16 protein-coding genes are annotated in these 20,900 nt (G+C 71.7%); 7 read left to right on the forward strand and 9 right to left on the reverse strand.

The features are described 5' to 3' along the window. Positions 1 to 87: 87 nt before the first annotated feature. Complete coding sequence (locus tag IEY56_RS07220) at positions 88 to 2,673, reverse strand: polynucleotide kinase-phosphatase (protein WP_189036278.1); 2,586 nt, start codon at positions 2,671 to 2,673, stop codon at positions 88 to 90. Continuing rightward, positions 2,670 to 4,190: a 3' terminal RNA ribose 2'-O-methyltransferase Hen1 gene (locus tag IEY56_RS07225; RefSeq protein WP_189036279.1), complete on the reverse strand. Its 1,521-nt coding sequence runs from the start codon at positions 4,188 to 4,190 to the stop codon at positions 2,670 to 2,672. Before IEY56_RS07225 ends, IEY56_RS07220 begins: the two co-directional genes overlap by 4 nt. A 162-nt stretch (positions 4,191 to 4,352) precedes the next feature. Between IEY56_RS07225 and IEY56_RS07230 the strand changes: the two genes are divergently transcribed. After that, on the forward strand, positions 4,353 to 4,751 hold the full coding sequence (locus IEY56_RS07230) for a hypothetical protein (protein WP_189036280.1): 399 nt from the start codon (positions 4,353 to 4,355) through the stop codon (positions 4,749 to 4,751). A gap of 65 nt (positions 4,752 to 4,816) precedes the next feature. Here IEY56_RS07230 and IEY56_RS07235 read toward each other — a convergent pair whose 3' ends face one another. The 5 genes from IEY56_RS07235 to IEY56_RS07255 all read right to left on the reverse strand — a co-directional run bounded on the left by IEY56_RS07235 (position 4,817) and on the right by IEY56_RS07255 (position 10,593). After that, complete coding sequence (locus tag IEY56_RS07235) at positions 4,817 to 6,067, reverse strand: cytochrome P450 family protein (protein ID WP_189036281.1); 1,251 nt, start codon at positions 6,065 to 6,067, stop codon at positions 4,817 to 4,819. Next, on the reverse strand, positions 6,064 to 6,438 hold the full coding sequence (locus IEY56_RS07240; protein WP_189036282.1) for a cytochrome P450 family protein: 375 nt from the start codon (positions 6,436 to 6,438) through the stop codon (positions 6,064 to 6,066). The genes IEY56_RS07235 and IEY56_RS07240 overlap by 4 nt, the downstream gene beginning before the upstream one ends. 712 nt (positions 6,439 to 7,150) lie before the next feature. After that, positions 7,151 to 8,452 carry a CapA family protein gene (locus tag IEY56_RS07245; RefSeq protein WP_189036283.1) on the reverse strand — a complete coding sequence of 434 codons (1,302 nt, stop codon included), beginning with the start codon at positions 8,450 to 8,452 and terminating at the stop codon, positions 7,151 to 7,153. Between the two features lie 268 nt (positions 8,453 to 8,720). After that, positions 8,721 to 9,629: a phosphotransferase family protein gene (locus IEY56_RS07250; protein WP_189036521.1), complete on the reverse strand. Its 909-nt coding sequence runs from the start codon at positions 9,627 to 9,629 to the stop codon at positions 8,721 to 8,723. Positions 9,630 to 9,762: 133 nt separating this feature from the next. Continuing rightward, positions 9,763 to 10,593 carry an SAM-dependent methyltransferase gene (locus IEY56_RS07255; protein ID WP_229711689.1) on the reverse strand — a complete coding sequence of 277 codons (831 nt, stop codon included), beginning with the start codon at positions 10,591 to 10,593 and terminating at the stop codon, positions 9,763 to 9,765. Between the two features lie 268 nt (positions 10,594 to 10,861). Between IEY56_RS07255 and IEY56_RS07260 the strand changes: the two genes are divergently transcribed. From IEY56_RS07260 to IEY56_RS07270, 3 genes are all read left to right on the forward strand, one after another. Then, complete coding sequence (locus IEY56_RS07260; RefSeq protein WP_189036285.1) at positions 10,862 to 12,664, forward strand: bifunctional metallophosphatase/5'-nucleotidase; 1,803 nt, start codon at positions 10,862 to 10,864, stop codon at positions 12,662 to 12,664. Between the two features lie 290 nt (positions 12,665 to 12,954). Next, complete coding sequence (locus tag IEY56_RS07265) at positions 12,955 to 13,374, forward strand: CBS domain-containing protein (RefSeq protein ID WP_189036286.1); 420 nt, start codon at positions 12,955 to 12,957, stop codon at positions 13,372 to 13,374. Positions 13,375 to 13,530: 156 nt separating this feature from the next. After that, the gene (locus tag IEY56_RS07270) at positions 13,531 to 13,764 is read left to right on the forward strand and encodes a metallothionein (RefSeq protein WP_189036287.1); all 234 of its coding nucleotides are present in this window, start codon (positions 13,531 to 13,533) and stop codon (positions 13,762 to 13,764) included. Positions 13,765 to 13,827: 63 nt separating this feature from the next. On the opposite strand, the gene IEY56_RS07275 is transcribed toward IEY56_RS07270, so the two are convergent. Together IEY56_RS07275 and IEY56_RS07280 are read right to left on the reverse strand one after the other, a co-directional pair. Further along, positions 13,828 to 15,141 carry an MFS transporter gene (locus IEY56_RS07275; RefSeq protein ID WP_189036288.1) on the reverse strand — a complete coding sequence of 438 codons (1,314 nt, stop codon included), beginning with the start codon at positions 15,139 to 15,141 and terminating at the stop codon, positions 13,828 to 13,830. 424 nt (positions 15,142 to 15,565) lie between these two features. Then, the gene (locus IEY56_RS07280; protein WP_189036289.1) at positions 15,566 to 16,042 is read right to left on the reverse strand and encodes a phospholipase; all 477 of its coding nucleotides are present in this window, start codon (positions 16,040 to 16,042) and stop codon (positions 15,566 to 15,568) included. A gap of 1,183 nt (positions 16,043 to 17,225) precedes the next feature. Here IEY56_RS07280 and IEY56_RS07285 point away from each other — a divergent pair. From IEY56_RS07285 to IEY56_RS07295, 3 genes are all read left to right on the forward strand, one after another. After that, positions 17,226 to 17,438: a type A2 lantipeptide gene (locus tag IEY56_RS07285; protein ID WP_189036290.1), complete on the forward strand. Its 213-nt coding sequence runs from the start codon at positions 17,226 to 17,228 to the stop codon at positions 17,436 to 17,438. 358 nt (positions 17,439 to 17,796) lie between these two features. Next, a complete protein-coding gene (locus tag IEY56_RS07290) occupies positions 17,797 to 18,603 on the forward strand; it encodes an HlyD family efflux transporter periplasmic adaptor subunit (protein ID WP_189036291.1) in 807 nt (268 codons plus the stop codon). 179 nt (positions 18,604 to 18,782) lie between these two features. Next, positions 18,783 to 20,900 carry an NHLP family bacteriocin export ABC transporter peptidase/permease/ATPase subunit gene (locus IEY56_RS07295; RefSeq protein ID WP_229711719.1) on the forward strand — a complete coding sequence of 706 codons (2,118 nt, stop codon included), beginning with the start codon at positions 18,783 to 18,785 and terminating at the stop codon, positions 20,898 to 20,900.

Genomic DNA, 20,900 nt, shown 5'->3' on the forward strand with positions numbered 1-20,900 from the left:
TGCTGGGCAGCGTGCACCTGTTCCGGGCGGCCCGCCGCCGCAACGCCGCCCGGACGACGCCGAGCGTCTGACGGCGGGCCCTCCCGCTCACAGCCGGGGGTCGACGGGCTCCGACTCCAGCGCGAGCACGGCGAAGACCGCCTCGTGGACGCGCCACAGCGGCTCCCCCGCCGCCAGCCTGTCGACGGCCTCCAGCCCCAGCGCGTACTCGCGCAGCGCCAGTGAGCGCTTGTGCCCGAGGTGGCGCGAGCGCAGCCGCGTCAGATGCTCCGGCGCGGTGTAGTCCGGCCCGTAGACGATCCGCAGGTACTCCTTCCCGCGGCACTTCACGCCCGGCTGCACCAGGCCCTTCCCGCCGCGGACGAGCGCCTGCTCCGGCTTGACGACCATGCCCTCGCCGCCGGACGCCGTCGCCCGCAGCCACCACTCCACGGCAGCTGCCTCGCTCTGCGGGTCCTCCGTGTCCACGACGGTGCGGGCGGTGCCCTGCAGCAGCACGGGCCGTCCGGCCGTCTCCGCCGCGGCCTCGTCGGCCGCCACCAGCCGGTCCAGCCAGCCGAGTTGGTCCAGGTGCCCCACTCCCGCGAGGCTGCGTCCTTCCGCCGCCAGGATCTGGAACGGGGCCAGGCGTACGCCGTCGAGACCGTCGACCGTCCAGCAGTAGCGCCGGTAGGCGTCGGTGAACGCCCGTGCCGACGCGTCCCGTTGACGCTGGCGCTCCAGCAGCTCCCGGACGTCGACGCCCCGGCCCGCGGCGCTCTCCAGCGCCGCGACGGCACCGGGGAGGGCGGCGCGCGCGGCCGCACCGACCGACGCGTACTGGTGGCGCAGCAGACCGGACGCCTTCAGCGACCACGGAAGCAGTTCGGCGTCGAACAGCAGCCAGTCGGTGCCGAGTTCGTCCCACAGGCCCGCCCCTCCGACGGCCTCGCGCAGCCTCGCGAGGACCTGCTCCGTGGTGGCGGGGTCGTCGAAGAAGGGGCGTCCCGTCCTGGTGTGGACGGTGCCCGTGGTGCGGTCGGCCGCTCCGAAGCGCCGGCGGGCGGCCTCCTCGTCGCGGCACACCACGGCGACGGCCCGGGAGCCCATGTGCTTCTCCTCGCACACGAGCCGGGCGACCCCCGCTGAACGGTAGGCGGCGAAAGCCTCCTTGGGGTGTTCGAGGAAGCCGTCCTCCTGCGACGTCGCACACGGCGCCATCGTCGGCGGCAGGTACACCAGCCAGCGCGGGTCGACGGAGAACCTGCTCATCACCTCGAGAGCCGCCGCCGCGTTCTGCTCCCGCACCGAGACGCGGCCGTGGTGCGCCGTCTCCACGATGCGCCGGCCCGCGACGTCGGTCAGCTCCAGCGGACGTTCGGCGTGGTCGGGCGCCTCCCGCTCCAGCGGCCGCGCCGGCTCGTACCAGACCTTCTCCGCCGGTACGTCGACGAGTTCGCGCTCCGGCCAGCGCAGCGCGGTCAGCCGGCCGCCGAAGACGCAGCCCGTGTCGAGGCAGAGGGTGTTGTTGACCCACGACGGCGACGGCACCGGCGTGTGCCCGTAGACCACCGCGGCGCGGCCCCGGTACTCCTCGGCCCACGGGTAGCGCACGGGCAGGCCGTACTCGTCCGTCTCTCCCGTGGTGTCGCCGTAAAGCGCGAACGACCGCACCCGGCCGGACGTGCGGCCGTGGTACTTCTCGATGAGTCCCGCGTGGCAGACCACGAGGGCGCCCCCGTCGAGGACGTAGTGGCTGACGAGCGAGTCGACGAACGCGGCGACGCGCTCCTTGAACTCCTCGCTCTCGCCCTCCATCTGCGCGACCGTCTCGGCGAGGCCGTGGGTGTGCTGCACCTTGCGGCCCTTCAGGAAGCGGCCGAACTTGTTCTCGTGGTTGCCCGGCACGCACAGGGCGTTTCCGGCGGCGACCATGCCCATCACGAGGCGGAGCACGCCGGGGCTGTCCGGGCCGCGGTCGACGAGGTCGCCGACGAAGACGGCCGTACGCCCCTCAGGGTGCCGTGCGTCGACGGTGCGGCCCTGCCCGTCGCGTACGGCCTCGTAGCCGAGCCGTGCGAGCAGGCTCTCCAGTTCGCTGCGGCAGCCGTGGATGTCGCCGACGATGTCGAACGGGCCTGTCAGATGCCGCAGGTCGTTGTAGCGCTTCTCCAACTCGACGGCGGCGGCGTCGACTTCGGCGGCGCCGTTCAGTACGTGGACCTTGCGGAACCCCTCGCGCTGCAGCCCGCGGACCGAGCGGCGCAACTCGCGCCGCTGCCGCGCCAGTACGCGCCCGGGCAGGTGCGCGCGGTCGGGGCGCCGCGAGTTGCGCTCGGCGCACACGTCCTCGGGCACGTCGAGGACGATCGCGACCGGCAGCACGTCGTGCTCGCGGGCCAGTGCCACGAGCTGCCGGCGCGCCTCCGCCTGCACGTTGGTCGCGTCGACGACGGTCAGCCGCCCCGAGGCGAGCCGCTTGCCCGCGATGTAGTGCAGCAGGTCGAAGGCGTCCGGCGTGGCCGCCTGGTCGTTCTCGTCGTCGGCGACGAGGCCCCTGCACACGTCGGAGGAGACCACCTGCGTCGGGGCGAAGTGCCGCCGGGCGAAGGTGGACTTGCCCGAACCCGTGGCGCCGACGAGGACGACCAGGGACAGGTCGGGTACACCGAGGAGCTTCCGTGCGTCCGTCATCGTGCTTCCCTCCTGGCCTTCCGTCCGTCCCGTCCCGCTGCACGTCCGTCTTCCGCTGCCTCTACGGGCACGCCGCCCTGCTCCTCCGCGCGGAAGACCGCCATCTGGGTCGGCGGGCCCACTTCGGGGTCCTCGTCGCCCACCGGCCTGTACTCGACCGCGTAGCCGTGGCGCTGCGCCGAGGCGTCCGCCCAGGCGCGGAACTGCCGCCTGTCCCACTCGAATCGGTGGTCCGGGTGGCGCATCCTCCCCGCGGGCAGCGACTCCCAGCGCACGTTGTACTCGGCGTTGGGCGTCGTCACGACGACCGTCGAGGGCCTGGCCGCACCGAACACCGCGTGCTCCAGGGCGGGGAGCCTCGGCGGGTCGACGTGCTCGACCACCTCGCTCAGCACCGCCGCGTCGTACCCCTCCAGCCGCCTGTCGGTGTACGCCAGCGACCCCTGCAGCAGCTTCACCCGGGCCGCCAGGCGCTCGGGCATCCGGTCCAGGCGCAGGCGCCTCGCCGCCTCCTCTAGCGCACGCACGGAGACGTCCACGCCCACCACCTCGGTGAACGCGCGCTTCTTCAGCAGCTCCCGGACGAGCTGGCCCTGCCCGCAGCCGAGGTCCAGCACCCGCTGCGCGCCCGCCTCCCGGAGGACGCGCAGCACCGCCTCCCTGCGCCGCACCGCGAGGGGCACGGGACGCTCCTCGGTGTCGGCGTCCTCGTCGACGGCGTTGTCCAGCTCCTCGGGGGCGGTGTCGTCTGCCTCCGCGAGCCTCGCCAGTTCCAGCCGCGCCAGGGCGTCCCGGGTGAGCGCTCCGCGCCGGGCGAGGTAGCGGCGCGTGATCAGTTCCTGCTCGGGGTGGCCGGCGAGCCAGCCCTCGCCCGCCCGCAGCAGCTTGTCCACCTCGTCCGCCGAGACCCAGTAGTGCTTCGCGTCGTCCAGGACGGGGAGCAGGACGTACAGATGGCGCAGCGCCTCGGAGAGCCGCAGCCGCCCCCGCAGGACGAGGTTGACGTACCGCGAGTCACCCCAGCCGGGGAACTGCTCGTCCAGCGGCAGGACTTCGGCGTCCACCGTCCAACCGAGCGGCTCCAGCAGCCTGCGCACCAGGCCGGCACCGCCGCGGGCGGGCAGCGCGGGCACCTCGACCCGCAGGGCGAGCTGCTGTCCGGGCAGTTCGGGTTGGGCGTCGCAGCGGCCCTTCAACGCGCTCGAGAAGACGGTGCGGACAGCCACGGCGAGCAGCGAAGAGGCCGCGTAGGGGCGGTCGTTGACGTACTGCGCGAGTGCGGAGTAGGGCGCGCCGCCGCGGCCCTTGCCCTTGCCGCGCCGCACGAGTGCGACCGGGTCGACGTCGAGGAGGAGCGCCGCCGTGCAGCGCTCGGCGGACGCCTCGGGGTAGAAGACGTGCGCGTCGCCGTAGGCCGTGGAGAACCGCTGCGCCCGCTCGGGGTGCTTGTGCAGCAGGAAGCCCAAGTCGGTGGCCGGAACGGCGTCGTCGCCCGTGGTGCTGATCGTCAGGAACACCTGAGCGAGTATCGCCGCCGGGCGGTCGCTCGCCCACCGCTTTTCGCGTCCGCGCGGCGTCCGCCGGGCCGGGCCGCCTTGCCCCTGGGGGCTACTGATATACCTGCCGGCCCGGCCGGTCACACGTCACGGGAGACCGGCGGAAGTCGAACGGGGGACGGGATGACGGCGGCTCTGCGGAACATGCGGGGAGGGCTCGCCGGACTCGTCGGCCTGACCGCGGTCTCGGCGGTGTGCTTGACCGTGGAGTTCACGCAGGGAGGGGAGCAGGTGCTCGCGGTCTGCGAGGGCCGCGCACAGCCCGAGAACCTCTACGTCCTCAGCGTCCCCGGGCTGATCGCCGCGGTGCTCGCGGTGGTTCTGTACTTCTTCCTCCGCAGGCGTGCGGCAGCGGGAGGCGGAACCGCCGAGTCCCCCGGCCGGGCCGGGCTGGTGACGGTGCTGCTCGCGGGCGTCGCCCTGCTGGGCGGCGCTCTCACGGTCTGGGGCGACTACAACCAGACGGTCATGGCGGAGCGGGCGGCACAGCCCGGCACGCTGGTGGCGTGCAGGGTGGCCTGACCCGCGCCGCCTGCCTACGGCGCCTGGCCGGGCCGGCACGGCCGGCCGGCGGCGCGGGGCGGGCGTCACGCCTCCGTGCCGAGCCTCACGGGGAGGGTAGTGACGCTGTTGGAGAACATCGACGGCACCGGGGCGAGCGTCTCCGGGCCGGCGGCGAGGGACAGTCCGGGGTAGCGGGCGAACAGCTTCGGCAGCGCGATGCCCGCTTCCAGACGGGCGAGGGGCGCGCCGAGGCAGGTGTGCGCACCGTGCCCGAAGGCGAGATGCCGCTCCTGCTCGCGGGTGACGTCGAAGTCGCCCGCGTCGGGCCCGTGCTGCGCGGTGTCCCTGCCGACGGCGCTGTAGGGAGCCATGATCGGGTCGCCCGCCGGGATGACGACGCCGCCGATCTCGATGTCCTCCGTCGGGTAGCGGAAGGGGAAGTTGCCGATGGGGGCGTCCCAGCGCAGCGTCTCCTCGACGACGGCGGGCCACAGGTCGTCCCGGCTCTGCACGAGGTCGAGTTGGCCGGGGTGGGTGAGCAGGGCGCGGACGGCGTTGACGATGAGGCTGAGGGTCGTCTCGTGCCCGGCGGAGAGCATCACGAGGAGGGTGCCGACGAGCTCCTCCTGGGTGAGGGCGTCCGGCTCGGCCTCCCGCGCGGTGATGAGCGCGCTGGTGAGGTCGTCGCCCCGCTCCCCGCCGCGCAGTTCGACGACGCGGGCGAGGAGCCGGTAGACGGCGATCTGGTTGGCGGCGACTTCTTCGGGGTCGAGGTCCGAGCGGAAGATCTTGTCGACCGCTTCGCGCAGTTCCGGTCGCTCGTACTCGGGGATGCCGAAGAGGTCGCTGATGACCTGCATCGGCACGGGGTACGCGAAGTGCCTGCGCAGGTCCACCGTCCCGTCGGGCTCGGCGCAGGAGGGCAGTTCGTCCAGCAGGCGGTCGACGATCGCGGTGGTTCGCGGGCGCAGTTCCTCGACGCGGCGCGCCGTGAAGGTCTGGCTGACGAGCTTGCGCAGCCGCCGGTGCTCCGCCCCGTCGGCGGTCACCATGTTGGTGACCTTGACCATGCCGATGAGCGGCCAGTCGTCGGGGATCTCGCCGCGCTGCATGGCACCCCAGTTGTGCCAGTCCTTGGAGATGCGGGGGTCCATCGCGAGCTGCGTGAGCAGGTCGTGGCGCGCGACGCTCCACGCCGTGACGTCTCCCGGCAGCCCGACGCGGACGACCGGCCCGCGCTCCCGCAGCTGTGCCGCTTCTCCGTGGTGGTCCCGCCCGTACGGGTCGAGGACGATGTGCGGGACACCGGACGTGTGTGCCTGGTCGGCGGTCATGCGTGGTCTCCAACGGGTCGAGGGCGGTCGGACGCGGGGCTGCCGAAGTGCGGGACGACGGCGGACGAGACGGGCAGCTGCGTCGGGCAGCGGGTCCACGGCGAGGGGTTCCAGGCGACCTCGTCGGGGCTGATGGTCAGCCGCAGGCCGGGCAGCAGATGCGGCGCCGTGTCCACGGCGGTCCGGGTGATGACGCGGGCCGTGTCCTGGGCGGGGCACATGTGCGGTCCGGCCGTACATGCCATGTGGGCTCGGTTGTCGGGCTGCTTCCTGCCGGGCGGGGCCAGCGTGTGGTCCGAGTCGGCCGCGGAGACCATCACCACCATCGACTGCAGGACCTCCGGGTCTTCCTGCAGGTCGGGTTGGTTCATCAGGGCGGTGGTGAGGTCGTCGGTGGGATCATAACGGCAACTCTGCGCCAGAAAAAGGAAGTTGAAGGTCCCCCCAGGAGTTTCCAGCGCACAAAGGTTTTCCCGTACGCGCTTCCACTCGTCCCGTACGGCGAAGTCGCGGAAGGCGGTGTTCCGACGATGTCCACCAAGTCTGGAATCACCGAGCAGCACGGGCATCGCAGATATGGGAGAACGGTTCAAGTACCCGCTCCCGCCCCGGTGCCGCAGGTCGGATCATGGCCGCAATCCGGCTGGACGGCGGGCCGCACGGCCGTCGGCGGAATTCACGGGAAGGCGAACCGCGGCACGGCACCTGGGATCACCGAATGGCGCGCACCCGCCCCGAATTCAAAGACCACCGGGCCGGTTTTTTCTTTTCCCGCTCTCCGTAGGTGTTCCCGGATGAGGCGGGCAGGCACTCCACTCCCGGTCGCGAACGAGCAGGAAGAGGCACAGCAGGGTGCAGACGAGAGAGGAGTATTCGACCGCCGGAACAGCCGTAGGCGAAATCCGTCCCGGTGGTGTTCAGCGAGCGCCGGACTCGGCGTCGCCGCGCACCGGCCGGTAGTGCGGAACCCGCCGCCCCCTGCGCCGCGGCAGCGCGGGCCGGAGGCACGGGGCGGCCGCCGCCCCCGGAGAGGTGAGGCGGCGGCCGGAACCCGCGTCCGTGCGTCCGGCGGTGCCGCGCCGCTCAGCGCCCCATGCGCAGGCCCTGCTTCGCCGCGCCCCGGCTCAGCACGGCCTTCCTGATCTTCTGGTACGCCTCGGCCCGTCCCGCGCCGCCCGCTCGCGCGGCAGCAGAGCTCAGATCGACCACGCTGATCCGCGGGGACGTCTGCACGAAGAGAGGCACGAACTCGGCCTTCCTCACCGTCCATTCGCCGCCGCGGCCGGGCCGCCCGTCCTCGGCGTCGCGCCTCCCCTTGCCGGGTTTCGCTTCGAGAGGCACCTTCCCCTCCAGCGCCTCCCCCGTCCCGCCGGACGCGCGGGTACCCCCGCCCTTCGGCGGTACGAAGGTGAAGCGCGCCGCCGAACTCATCGCCCCGCGCGGGTCGTTCATCTTCCCGGCGAGCTGGTCGCCCATCCCGTACACGACCCAGGTGCCGTTGACCTTCTCGTACGCCTGCGGCACGTGCGCGTGCGTGCCGATGATGAGGTCGATGTCCTTGCGTCCGTTGTGACGGGAGGCCGTCAGCTGCTTGGCGAGCGTCTTCTGCTGCCGGTCGGGCGCCTCCTGCCACTCGGTCCCCCAGTGCAGGCTCGCCACCACGACGTCCGCACCGGCCCGGCGTGCGGCGCGGGCGTCGGCGATGATGCGCGCCGGGTCGATCAGGTTGACCGCCCAGGGCTTCTTCTTCGGCACGGGCAGCCCGTTCGTGCCGTAGGTGTAGGCGAGTTGGGCGACGGTCGCGCCGCCCGCCTTCATGAGGGTCGGACGGTGACGCTGCCGCTTGGACCGGGCGGAACCGGCGTGCTTCAGGCCCGCCTCGTCCATGGCCTCGATGGTGCGCTTCACTCCCCCGAAACCGTCGTCCATGGTGTGGTTCGACGCCGACGAGCAGCTGTCGTAGCCGGTGTCCTTGATCGCCCCCGCCACTTCCGGCGGCGTCCTGAAGGCGGGGTAGCCGGTGAACGGCCCGCCGGAGGCGCCGTACACGGTCTCCATGTGGCATATCGCGAGGTCGGCCTTGGACGCGAGGGGCTTGGCGCCCGACAGCATCTCGCGGAAGTCGTAGCCGGAGCCGCCGGCGTCCACGCGGGCCTGCCGTATGACCGAGTCGTGGGACAGGATGTCGCCGGTGGCGAGGAGAGTGAAGGGCTTCTGCGCTCCGCGGGACGGCGTGCTCCGCGCGGCCGCGTCCTGACTGCCGCGCTCCGTGCGGCGCTGGTCCTGCGGGTGGGGGCTCCGGCCGGGACTGCCGCAGCCCGCGAGGGTCCCGAGGAGGGTCGTCGCGGCGGCGAGCAGTGCGGCCTTGCGTATGTGCGCGGTCATGGGGGTCTCGCTCTCTACCGGAGAAAGTCGACAAACCCACGTATATGGCGCGCCGGTGTGCGCCGCCGCGGCTCAGAGCCGAACGGCCCAGTCCGCCACCCGCCCGTGTCTCACGGCTGACGGTGCGTGAAGCGAAGGGCATGGCCTCGGGGGCGCCGTAGCGGCTGCACCGTCATCCCCGGCGCACGCCGTGCGCGGACGCGGCCGCACGGGCTGCCGCTCGCACTCCGCCGTGCACCCCGCCTCAGCCGTAGCAGCGCACGCCGCCTCAGCCGTAGGCGGCGAAGAGCGCCCCGACGTAGTCGTCCAGCCTCCGCGCGAGCACGCCCGGGGTCAGGTCCCCGCGCCCCGACTCGCGCCACGGGCCCGCGACCTTCTCCGCGTCCGGGGCGAAGGCGAGGGCGTCGAGCAGCCGCCAGTACAGATGCCCCGCGGACGGTGCGAGCGTGCCCCCTTCGTCGAGGTAGTGGCCGGCGAAGCGCATTCCGGCCTCCGGGCCGTGCAGCAGCGCGAGCGCCGTCGAGCAGTGCGCCACGTCCAGGTCCGCGGGGCCGTAGGAGGTCTCCACCCAGTCCACGACGCCGCTGACGCGGAGTGCCGGGCCGTCGCCTTCGAAGAGGACGTTGCCCGGGTGGAAGTCGCGGTGCAGGAAGCGGCCCCGGTACTCCGGGGCGTCGCCGCCGATGATCCGCACCGCCCGCCGCCACAGTTCGGGGCGGCTCGTGCCGCCGGGCGGACGCACGCTCTCGGGCGAGGTCCAGGGCTGGTAGGTGCGGGGACGGGCGTGATCCGGCACGGACAGCGCGTGGACGGCGGCCAGTTGGCGGGCCAGGAGCCGCGACCGCCGCCCGGCGTCCCGCCCGTCCAGCCGGATCCGCCCGGGCAGGCAGGACATCAGCAGCGACGGGTGGTCGCACTCCGCCGCGGTGGCGTCGACGGCGACGAGTGAGGCGGCCGGCACGTCCGTGTCCCGCAGCAGCCGCAGCACGTCCGCTTCCCGGTTCAGCAGCCCTTCGGCGTGCCGCACGAAGAAGGGCTTGTGGAACGACCGCAGTACGAGCCGGGTGACGCCTCCGTCCGTGCCGGGCCCGCCCTCGACGCGCAGCCGCCGCATCTCGGACGTCCAGCCGCCCTTGAGCCGTTCGACGGCGGTGACACGTGCACCCGGCGGCAGCATCCCGTCGACCCAGGCACGGGTGCCCGGCCCGCCCCGGCCGGCGCTGCCGCCGTCCCCGTCCACGTCCCCCTCCACGGCCCCGTCCCCGTCCACGCGCGCTCCCCCTCGGTCCGGCCGCCCTCCCGGCCCGCGCTTACGGCTTCCTGCCGACGCCGCCGAACATCGCCACGTCCGGGACGCCGAGGCTGCTGCCCGGCTGCCAGCGCGAGCAGGAAACGACTCCGGGTTCCAGGAGTTCGAGCCCGTCGAAGTAGCGCTCGATCTGCTCGGGCGTGCGCTGCGTGAGCTTCGGCGTGCCGTTGGCGTTCCAGAAGGCGACGGCGTCGTCGACGTCGGGCATCCCGGGGGACGAGATGGTGTGGGAGAGGACGAGATGGCTGCCGGAGGGCAGGGCGTCGAGCAGCTGCCGCACGATGCCGTGCGCCTCCTCGTCGTCCTCGATGAAGATGACCACGCCCAGCAGGATCAGCCCGACGGGTTCGCCGAAGTCCAGCGTCTCAGCCGCCCGTTCGAGGATGGCGCCGACGTCGCGCAGGTCGCAGTCGAGGTAGTGGGTGCTGCCCTTCCCCGTCCCGGTGAGCAGCGCCTGGGCGTGGACGAGGACGATCGGGTCGTTGTCGACGTAGACGACCCGGCTCTCCGGTGCGACGCGCTGGGCGACCTCGTGCGTGTTGTCGGCCGTGGGCAGGCCCGTGCCGATGTCGAGGAACTGCCGGATGCCCGCCTCGCGGGCCAGGTAGGTGACGGCCTCGCGGAGGAAGCGGCGGTCCGCGCGGGCGTATTCGCCGATGCCCGGGTGGAGCGCGCGGATCTGGTCGCCCGTCTCGCGGTCGACTTCGTAGTTGTCCCTGCCGCCCAGCCAGTAGTTCCACACGCGCGCCGTGTGGGGTTTGCTGGTATCGATCCTGAGATGGACGTCTTCGGCCGTTCCGTACACGTCCTGGTCCCCTCTGCCACCGCTCACTGTGCCCTCCCCAGAGCTGCTGCCGAGCCCCTGGCTCCCGGCTCGAACTGCCAACTGGCCGTCGGCACAACCATCTTGGCACCGTCCGGCACCCGGCGTTCCGTAAGCCGCGGACATACGGGGCGGCCGCCGCCGCGTTCCCCGTCCCTCGCCCGCCCTCCACCGTCTCCCGTGCCGCAACATTGTCGTTACCGCAAGACCCCTGCGTGACTACGCGCGTTGACAATAGGCTGCCGTCGGCCCGCTCAGTCCTAGAAGGAGAACCTCGATGTCAGCGAAACCTCAACGCAGCAGACGCCGGAATCTGTTGACGGCAGGCGTGGCCGCCGTGGCCGCCGCCGGCGTCCTCGTGGCGGCACTTCCGGCCGGCGCGGAGAGCGGCGACGCCGCACAGGGCAAGGGCCGCACCGTCGACGTGCAGCTGCTCTCCTTCAACGACCTGCACGGCAACCTCGAACCCCCGGCCGGCTCCTCGGGCGAGGTGACGCGCGAGAAGGAGGACGGCACGGTCGAGAAGATCCCGGCAGGCGGTGCCGAGTACCTGGCGACGTCGCTGCGCAAGGCGCGCAAGGGCCAGGACTACAGCGTCACCGCGGCCGCCGGCGACATGATCGGCGCCAGCCCGCTCGTGTCGGGCCTCTTCCACGACGAGCCCACCATCGACGCGCTGAACAAGGCGAAGCTGGACGTCGCGGGCGTCGGCAACCACGAGTTCGACGAGGGCCGCAAAGAGCTCAAGCGCATGCAGGACGGCGGCTGCCACCCGGAGGACGGCTGCTCCGAGGAGGGCAAGAAGTTCGAGGGTTCCGACTTCCCGTACCTCGCGGCGAACGTGACGGACGAGAAGACGAAGCGCCCCATCCTCAAGCCGTACACGGTGTGGAAGAAGAAGGGCGTCAAGATCGGCTTCATCGGGGTCACGCTGGAGGGCACCCCCGACATCGTCACCGAAGAGGGCGTCAAGGGCCTGAAGTTCCACGACGAGATCAAGACGGTCAACAAGTACGCCAAGGAGTTGGAGAAGAAGGGCGTCAAGTCGGTCGTCGCGCTCATCCACGAGGGCGGCAACCCGAAGAAGCCCGAGTACAACTACGACTGCGACAGCCCCGGTCCCGGCGACGGCATCTCCGGCCCCATCACCGACATCGCCAAGGGCATCACCCCGAAGGTCGACGCGCTCGTCACGGGCCACACGCACCAGGCGTACGCCTGCACCGTCCCCGACCCGGCGGGCAACCCGCGCACGGTCACCTCGGCCTCGTCGTTCGGCAAGCTCTACACGGACACCACGCTCACCTACGACCGGAAGACCGGCGACATCGTGCGGACGGGCGTGAAGTCCGCCAACCACGTCGTGAGCCGTGAGCAGGCGAAGGCCAAGGACATGACGGCCCTCATCAAGAAGTGGAGCAAGCTCGCGGAGCCCGTGGCGAACAGGCCCATCGGCTACATCTCCGACGACATCCCGGGACGCGGCGCCACGACGCCCGAGACGCCGCTGGGCGACCTCGTGGCGGACGCGCAGCTCGAGGCCATGGCGACGGAGGAGAACGGCGGCGCGCAGCTCGCGCTGATGAACCCCGGCGGCATCCGCTCCGACCTGACCCACGCCGCCTCCGGCAAGGAGGGCGACGGCGTCGTGACGTACGGCGAGGGCTTCACCGTGCAGCCCTTCACCAACATGATGACGACGATCGACCTCACCGGCGAGCAGCTGATCACTGCTCTCCAGCAGCAGGTCAGCGGGGACAACGAGGCGGAGCCCAAGATCCTCCAGCCGTCCGAGGGCTTCACCTACACCCTCGACATGACGAAGTCCGGCAAGGACCGCATCGTCACGGACTCGGTGAAGCTGGACGGCAAGGCCATCGAGGCGGGCGAGACGTACCACGTCGCGATGAACGAGTTCCTCGCGGGCGGCGGCGACGGCTTCCCGGTCTTCAAGGAGGCCAAGGACAAGCTCGTCGGCGCCTCCGACCTGGAGGCGCTGGAGGGCTACTTCGCGGAGCACTCCTCGGAGTCCGGCCCGCTGGCCCCGCCGAAGGCGGACCGCATCAAGATCGTCGAGTGACGATCGGCCCCTGACCGGAGGGGCGCGAGCGCGTCCCTCCGGCCCGGCCGCGTATGACGGTGCCCTGCTCCGTGGAAGACCACGGAACAGGGCACCGTCGCGTGTGCGGGACGGTGCGGCTCCCGTCGCGCGGGGGGTCAGGGGCCGTGCGCGGGGTCAGGGGCCGTGCGCGGGGTGGTCAGGTTTGAACGCGACCGCCGCGTGCTACCCGGCTCCGGGCCGTTCGCGCTCCTCCACGGAGCGGGAGCGGACACAGCAATGCCGCGAACGTATGCCGTCAGGAGCGATCCATGACTACCGCACGCGATGTGATGAGCCCCGGCGCCGAGTATGTGAAGACGGATCAGACCGCCGCCGACGCCGCCCGAATAATGACGAGGACCGGCCTGGGCGCCCTGCCGATCTGCGGCAAGGACGACAAGCTCAAGGGCGTGGTCACGGACCGGGACATCGTCGTGAAGGTGCTCGGCCAGGGCCGCGACCCCGGCGCCTTCCCCGCCGGCGACCTCAACCAGCGGGAGGCCGTCACGATCGGCGCCGACGACACCACCGACGAGGTTCTCGCCACCATGAGCCGCCACAAGGTGCGCCGTCTGCCCGTGATCGACGGGAACCGGCTCGTCGGCATGGTGGCCGTCGCGGACGTGGCCCGCACGCTGCCGAACGCCACCACCGGCGAACTCGTCGAGGCGCTGTCGGCGGACTACTGACGGCGCGGCCCCGGGCGGCGTCCCGCCCCCGGGGCCGTCAGGTGCGGTCCACCGGCAGCACCCCCACCGGCGCACCGCGAGAGCGCCCTGAAGAAGAGTCAGTCCGTTCCACGTCACCACGTCACTTCCTTTCCTTCACACCACCGAGGAGCCGAGATGGCCGTATGTGAAGTCTGCGGAAACGACTACGCCGAGACGTTCGAAGTGCGCGCGGCCGGCGCCGTGCACGTCTTCGACAGCATCGAATGCGCCGCGCAGAAGATGGCGCCCATCTGCGAGAACTGCGGGTGCCGCATCCTGGGGCACGGACTGCAGGCCGAGGGGCGCTACTACTGCTGCGCCAGCTGTGCCCGCATGCAGGGCCGGATGGAGCTGGCCGACAGCGTCTGAGGACCTCGTGGGCCGCCGCGAACGTGCGGCGGCCCACGGAGGTCTCTCCCCGGTATGCCGGCTCTACCGGACGGAGCGCACCAGCAGCACGGCCGCGCCTCCCGCGACGCTGACGACGGCCGTCAGCACGTACAGGCCGCCGTAGCCGGCGACGGCGAGCACGGGCACCGCCAGGACGGGCGCCAGGACCTGCGGCGTCGCCGTGGCGATGGCGAAGATGCCCAGGTCGCGGCCCGTGTCGGCCGCCGAGGGCAGCACGGACGCGATGACGGCCAGGTCGACGGCGAGGAACGTGCCGAAGCCCGTGCCTACGGCGACCGCCGCACCGACGGTGACGGGCCAGCTCGGCAGCAGCGCCAGCCCGAGGGCGCCCAGGCCCATCGCGGCGCCGCCCGCGGCGACGAACACGCGCCTGCGGCCGGTCCTGTCGGACCAGCGGCCCGCGATCAGCGCCGCCGCCATGGCGCACAGCACCGTCGCGGCGGTGACCGTGAGTACCGCCTCCTGGGGCTCGTCGACCCGCAACGCGTCCGTCAGGTAGTACAGGAGGTACTGCGTGATCAGCGCGAAGGCCAGGACGACGAGGAACCTGCTCACCCACGTCCACAGCAGGTCGCGCGGCACGGAGGCCAGCCGGGAGAGCAGCGGCCGTCCGGACTTCCGCGGCCCGCTCACCGGACCGCCGGCGGGCGGGGCGGACGTGGCGGGGCTGACCGGACCGGGCTCCGCTCCGCGGGTGTCCTGCTCGCGGTGCCCGGCGAGGAACGGCACGACGGAGACGACGGCGACCACGGCGCAGGCCGCGTACCCGGCGACGAGGCCGGTGACGAGCTGGTTGACGAGCACCGTCCCCAGCAGGGCCCCCAGCATCTGCGTCATCCCGGCCCATCCCGCGACCGTGCCCAGCTGCGGCTTCGGCACCCGGTCCGGAATGGCGGCGACCAGCCCCGCCTGCACGGCGGACAGCCCGAGTTGGGCCACCGCCCATCCGAAGACCATCGCCACCGCCCCGGTCGCGGTGGCCAGCAGCAGGATCCCCACCGCCGCCAGCAGGCTCCCCAGCGCCACCCACGGCCTGCGGCGCCCGAAACGGGAGCGGGTCCTGTCGCTGACGGCTCCGAACGCGGGGACCGCCACCGCCGTGACCGCCGCACCCACTCCGGTGGCCAGCCCCAGCAGGGCCTCCTTGCCGTCAGGCGAGAACACCTCGGCCTGACGGGCGATCTGCACCTGCGCCGGAGTGAGGAAGGCGAGCCACATGCCGGTGCTGGCGAGCGCGTAGCGCGCGGTCCAGCCCTTGGTGACCGGTGCGCCGGGCGCCTCGACGACGGCTCGCCGGACACCTGGGTCGTACGGGCTCGTCGTCTTCTGGGGCATGTCGCTCTCCGCGGTGCACGTCCGGCAGGGCAAGGGCTAGGGGCTGTCTGACAAATGGCGCCGTTCGCCCGGAGGGCGGGGCTCGCGTCGTCTGGTGCGTGCGGATGCAAGGCGGAGGTCCGTCCTCGTAGTGGGCTACTCGGTCGGTCCGACAACGCAGCAGACGTGCGTGCCAGGCGGCGCGAGCCAGGCGCCATTTGTCAGACAGGCCCTGGGGCGGGGACAGCGTGCTGCCCCGCCCTTGCGCGCTGCTTGCGCGGCGGTCCTCCGTGCTCCGGCCGCCGGGCGAGGACACGCTCATGCGGGGGCCGGTCGTGCGAAGGTGCGGGCGCACGACAGCGCGGGGCGCCCGTCGAGGGCGCCCCGCGCTGTCATGCACGCGCTGCGGGCGTGGTCGTACCCGGGGAACGGGTCCGGCGTGGGATCAGCCGACCGGGCTGGCCTTCTCGAAGCCCAGCACCTTCACTGCCTGGTAGTAGGTCCACGCGAGTGCGTCGCAGGAGGCCTTCGTGGCGCCGCTGTAGCCGTTGCAGACGCGCTTGAGGTCCTCGTAGAAGGCGCTGTCGACGCGGGCCTTGTTGGCCTCGAAGGTGCCCTGCGCCTTGTAGTTGCGGTAGCCGAAGTCGTGCCGGATGCAGCCGTTCTCGAAGGGGAAGCCGAACGGGTTGTCCGGTGACGAGGAGCAGACGTCCGTCGACCAGTCGAAGTTGTAGGCGGCCCAGTTCCCCTGGTTCGACCGGGCGGCGAGGAATGCGTTCTGGCTCGAGGCGCTGGTCTGCGTCCAGCTGGAGAGGACCTGAGGCTTGTCCGCGGGGTCGGCGACGGCGGTCGTCGCGGAGCCCATGACGGCGAGCAGCGCCGCGGATGAAACGACCAGACCCGAAGTGAGTCTTCGACGCATTTCATACCTCCGTGGGGGACGCCGGTCCGGCGGTCGGACCGGGCAATGCATGAGCATGACAGAACAATCGCTTTCCAAGTAGGCGCGTGCGCCGACGATTTCGAGCCGAAACCCGACCGCACCGGGGGCTGCGCGGCCCCGGCCGACCCCGATACGGCCCGAGGCCCCGGGAACGGATCCCGGGGCCTCGGTTGCCAACGTGGGGGAAGAAGCCCACGACCAGCCTGGCACTCCAATAACGAAACGGATGACGCATCGTCACGGTTTCTCGATATCCGCGACGTTTGACCGAAAAGCAGACAACCCGCGCATCTCTCCTCCTTCACCCCGGGAACGAGCAGGGCGCACTCCGGCGCGCACGAGCACACACCCCCCGGCGCACACCCAGGACCTCCGCGCGTCCCACCGGCCCGCCCCGTCGCCTCACACACCGCCCGACGGGCCGTCACCCCTGCTCCCCGCTCCGCGAGTTCGGCCCGTCCGACTCCCACCCGCCGGCCGGACCCGGAGCGAGCACACCCTCCCGCTCCGCGAGTTGACGTATCGCGGGCGCCGTGTAAAGCGGCGTGCGAATGCGCGCGCGAATTCATCCGCCTCGTCTCACCATTTGAACAAGCCATTTCGCCCTTAGCGGCCCTTAGGCGTCCTTATGGAAACGCGGACTCCGGTACGGACTCCCCCGGTCACCTCCTGTCACCGCGACCGAACTGCCGTCTGCACGCGGCGAATCAGCAGGTCGGAGCGTGGTGACGGCGGGAAGTGCCGTACAGCGGAGCCGATTTCAGCGAACCTGCACAACTGGTCCGTACGGGAGGCACATGACCCCGCGAGCCCGTCCGTGTACACCCGGAACCCGGCCGACTTGGTGCGGGAATGTCCAATTGGCAGCGCACGTAAGGACTTCCGCCTCCGGCACGCGAGGAGCGGCAAGTGAAGAGTTCGCCACGAATTCGTGGACGGTACTGCACTTGGAAGAAACAACGTGCCCGGATCTGCGCCGAACCGGCGCACGAACGAGTGGCCCGGCAGCGCTGGCGCGTGCTTTGATCGGCCCAGACGCGGAAGTTGAACGAATGGTTCCCGTTGTCGGGCATCAGACGACCGCTCGTACGGCCGGACGGCTTTCCCCGAGCCGGCCGATGCTATTGAGAGAACATCCAGAGCAAGCGAAGGGAAGCTCCTCATGGACTTCACGCCCCAGGTTGAGACCCGCGAGATTTCCGACAACGACCTGGACAACGTTTCCGGTGGCGTTCTCGGCGCGGTCGTCGGCACCGCCGTCAGCACCGCCGACTCCGTCGCCCCGGTTTCGGAGACCGTCGCCACCGTCAACGGCACCGTCTCCGGCGCCGTCGGCATCGACACCTCCCAGGTCACGGGTCTCGCCGGCCTCTGAGGCGAACCCTGCCACCGAGCGCCGGAGCAGGCCGTGCTGATCGGCGCGGAACCCTGCGCACCCGGCGAATCGGAATCCCAGTGGGGTGACCGTGAGCCCCGGAACCATTCCGTTCCGGGGCTCACGGATGCGTCCCGGACCGGCCGCGCCCCGGCAATACCCCGCGTATTGCCGCGCCTTCGGCAGTCGCTGTCAATTCTTCTGTCAGCCACTGCCGCGAGTGGTATCACCTCTCTCTCCACTCGTCTCACCGGCGCCCGTCCGGCCGCCCTGTCATTCGTCCCGGCGTCGATATGGAGACGCCACCGAAGGAAGCGTCGTGCCCGAAAGCAACGAACGCAGTTGAGGGAATAGCCCCGTGCAGTTCCGGCAGAAGGCGTTTTCCAAGCTGCAGTCCCCCGAGGAACTCGACCTGCCCGTGCGCTTCGCGCGGCCGCAGGGGTGGCTCGTGCTGCTCGTGACCGTGCTCGTCATGGCCGGAGCGGGTTACTGGGCCGTCACGGGCAAGGTGTCCGGCAAGCTGCACGCGCCCGGCATCCTCACCCACCCACAGGGCAGTTACGTCCTCCAGAGCCCGGTCTCCGGCCAGGTCACGCAGGTCCTCGCCGAGGAGGGCACGATGCTGCGCGCCGGCGCTCCCGTGCTGAAGGTCCGTACGGAGCGCGGCTACCGCGCCGTGCGCACCGTCGCGGCCGGGAAGATGACGACGCTGACGGCGAAGATCGGCACCGTCGTCACCACCGGCAAGGACGTCGCCACTGTCGAGCGGATCGAGTCCACCGACGAGCCCCTCGTGGCGATGGTCTACGTCCCCGGGCACAACGGCGCGAGCGTACGCGTCAATTCGCAGGTCGACCTGACCGTGCAGTCCGCGCCCACCGAGAAGTACGGCGTGCTGCGCGGCAGGGTGAAGGCCGTCGGCAGGGCCCCGCAGACACGGCAGCAGCTGACCGGGTTCCTCGGGAACGCGCAGCTCGCCGAGGAGTTCTCGAAGGAGGGTCAGCCGGTGGCGGTGATGGTGCAGCTGGAGCGCGCGAGCGGCACCGAGTCGGGTTACAGGTGGTCCTCCGACGAGGGCCCGCCCTACGCGCTGGACTCCATGACCATGGCCGACGCCGCCGTGCACCAGCCGGCCCAGCGTCCCGTCGACTGGCTCCTCCCGTGAGCGCCCCGGAGAAGACCGCGGAGGACGGGCAGCCCGGGCTCCCGCCGCCGGGCCGCGGCAAGCACCGCCCCGAAGGAAAGGGCGGCGGCAGGCACCGTACGGGCAAAGGTGCGCCCGCGGGCCCCGCACCCGTCCCGAAACCCGAGTTCAAGGCCATCCGCAGCCCCACCGTGCTGCAGATGGAGGCGGTGGAGTGCGGCGCCGCGGCGCTGTCGATGGTGCTCGGGCACTACGGACGCCACGTGCCCCTGGAGGAGCTGCGCATCGCCTGCGGCGTCTCCCGCGACGGTTCACGGGCCAGCAACCTGCTGAAGGCGGCCCGCAGTTACGGACTGCAGGCCAAGGGCATGCAGATGGAGCCCGCCGCGCTCGCTGCGGTCGCGGCACCCGCGGTGCTCTTCTGGGAGTTCAACCACTACGTCGTCTACGACGGCATGGGACGGCGCTTCGGCCGGCGAGGCGTGTTCATCAACGACCCCGACAAGGGGCGCCGGTTCGTGCCGCTGGAGGAGTTCGACACCAGCTTCACGGGCGTCGTGCTGACCTTCGAACCGGGTGACGACTTCCACCCCGGCGGCAGGCGGCCGGGCTTCCTGAGCGCCATGCCGGCCCGGTTGCGCGGCACGACTGGCACGATGCTGGCCGCGCTGCTCGCGTCGCTGCTGCTCGTCGCCGTGGGCGCGGCGGTGCCCGCGCTGAGCCGCACGTACATCGACATGTTCCTGATCGGGAACGAGACGTCGCTGCTGAGCGTGCTGTTCGCCTCGATGGGCGCCATGGTGCTGCTGACGGCGGTACTGACGGGCCTGCAGCAGGCGAACCTGCTGCGCGGCCGCATCATCTCCTCCACGCTCAGCAGCGCCCGCTTCTTCCGTCACCTGCTGAGACTCCCGGTCACGTTCTTCGCCCAGCGCAGCCCCGCGGACCTCGTGCAGCGGCTGCAGTCCAACGACACCGTCGCGGAGACCTTGGCGCGGGACCTGGCCGCCGCGGGCGTGGACGCCGTCGTCGTGGTGCTCTACGCGGTGCTGCTGTGGACGTACGACCCGCAACTGACCCTGATCGGCGTGCTCATCGCCCTGCTGAACCTCGTCGCGATGCGCGTGGTGATACGCCTGCGGGCCACCGGCACGCAGAAGCTGCGGGCCGACACCGCCCGCCTGACCAACACCTCCTACACCGGCCTCCAGCTGATCGAGACCATGAAGGCCACGGGCGGTGAGAACGGCTACTTCCGCCGCTGGGCCGGGCAGCACGCCACTACGCTGGAGGAGCAGCAGAAGCTGGGCGTGCCGAGCGCGGCCCTCGCCGTCGTCGCTCCCACGCTGGCCACGCTGAACAGCGCGATGATCCTGCTGATCGGCGGTATGCGGGCGGTCGAGGGCCACATCTCGATCGGGCTGCTCGTGGCGTTCCAGGCGCTGGTGACGCGCTTCACCGCACCCATCACGCGCCTCAACGGCGTCGCGGGCCGCATCCAGGACTTCGCCGCCGACGTGGCGAGGCTGAAGGACGTGGAGAACTTCCCGGTGGACTCGCTCTATTCGCGCCGCGCCCCGGCAGCGAGCACCCGCCGCCTCAAGGGCCATGTGTCGCTGGAGAACATCACGTTCGGCTACAGCCCCCTCGACAAGCCGCTGCTGACGGAGTTCTCGCTCTCCGTCGGGCCGGGCCGCCAGGTCGCGCTCGTCGGCGGCTCGGGGAGCGGCAAGTCCACCGTCTCGCGGCTCATCTCGGGCCTCTACAGCCCGTGGGAAGGCGTCATACGCATCGACGGGCAGCGGCTGGAGGACATACCCCGCAGCTCGCTGGCCGCCTCCGTCTCCTTCGTCGACCAGGACGTCTTCCTCTTCGAGGGCACCGTCCGCGACAACGTCGCGCTGTGGGACCCGTCGATCCCCGACGAGGCCGTCACCGCCGCCCTGCAGGACGCCGCCGTGTACGAGGACTTCGCCCGGCGGCCCGGCGGCATCCGCTGCCGCGTCGAGCAGGACGGGCGCAACCTCTCCGGGGGGCAGCGCCAGCGTCTGGAGATCGCGCGGGCGCTGGTGCGCAGGCCCAGCATCCTCGTCCTCGACGAGGTGACCAGCGCGCTCGACGCCCGGACCGAGCAGGTCATCATCGACAACCTCCGACGCCGCGGCTGCGCCTGCGTCGTCATCGCGCACCGGCTGAGCACCGTCCGCGACAGCGACGAGATCGTCGTGCTCGACCACGGGACGGTCGTCGAACGCGGCCGCCACGAGGAGCTGGTCGCGGCCGGCGGCCAGTACGCCGAGCTGGTCAAGGAGCACTGA

The organism is Streptomyces daqingensis, assembly GCF_014645895.1.
Classification (GTDB): domain Bacteria; phylum Actinomycetota; class Actinomycetes; order Streptomycetales; family Streptomycetaceae; genus Streptomyces; species Streptomyces daqingensis.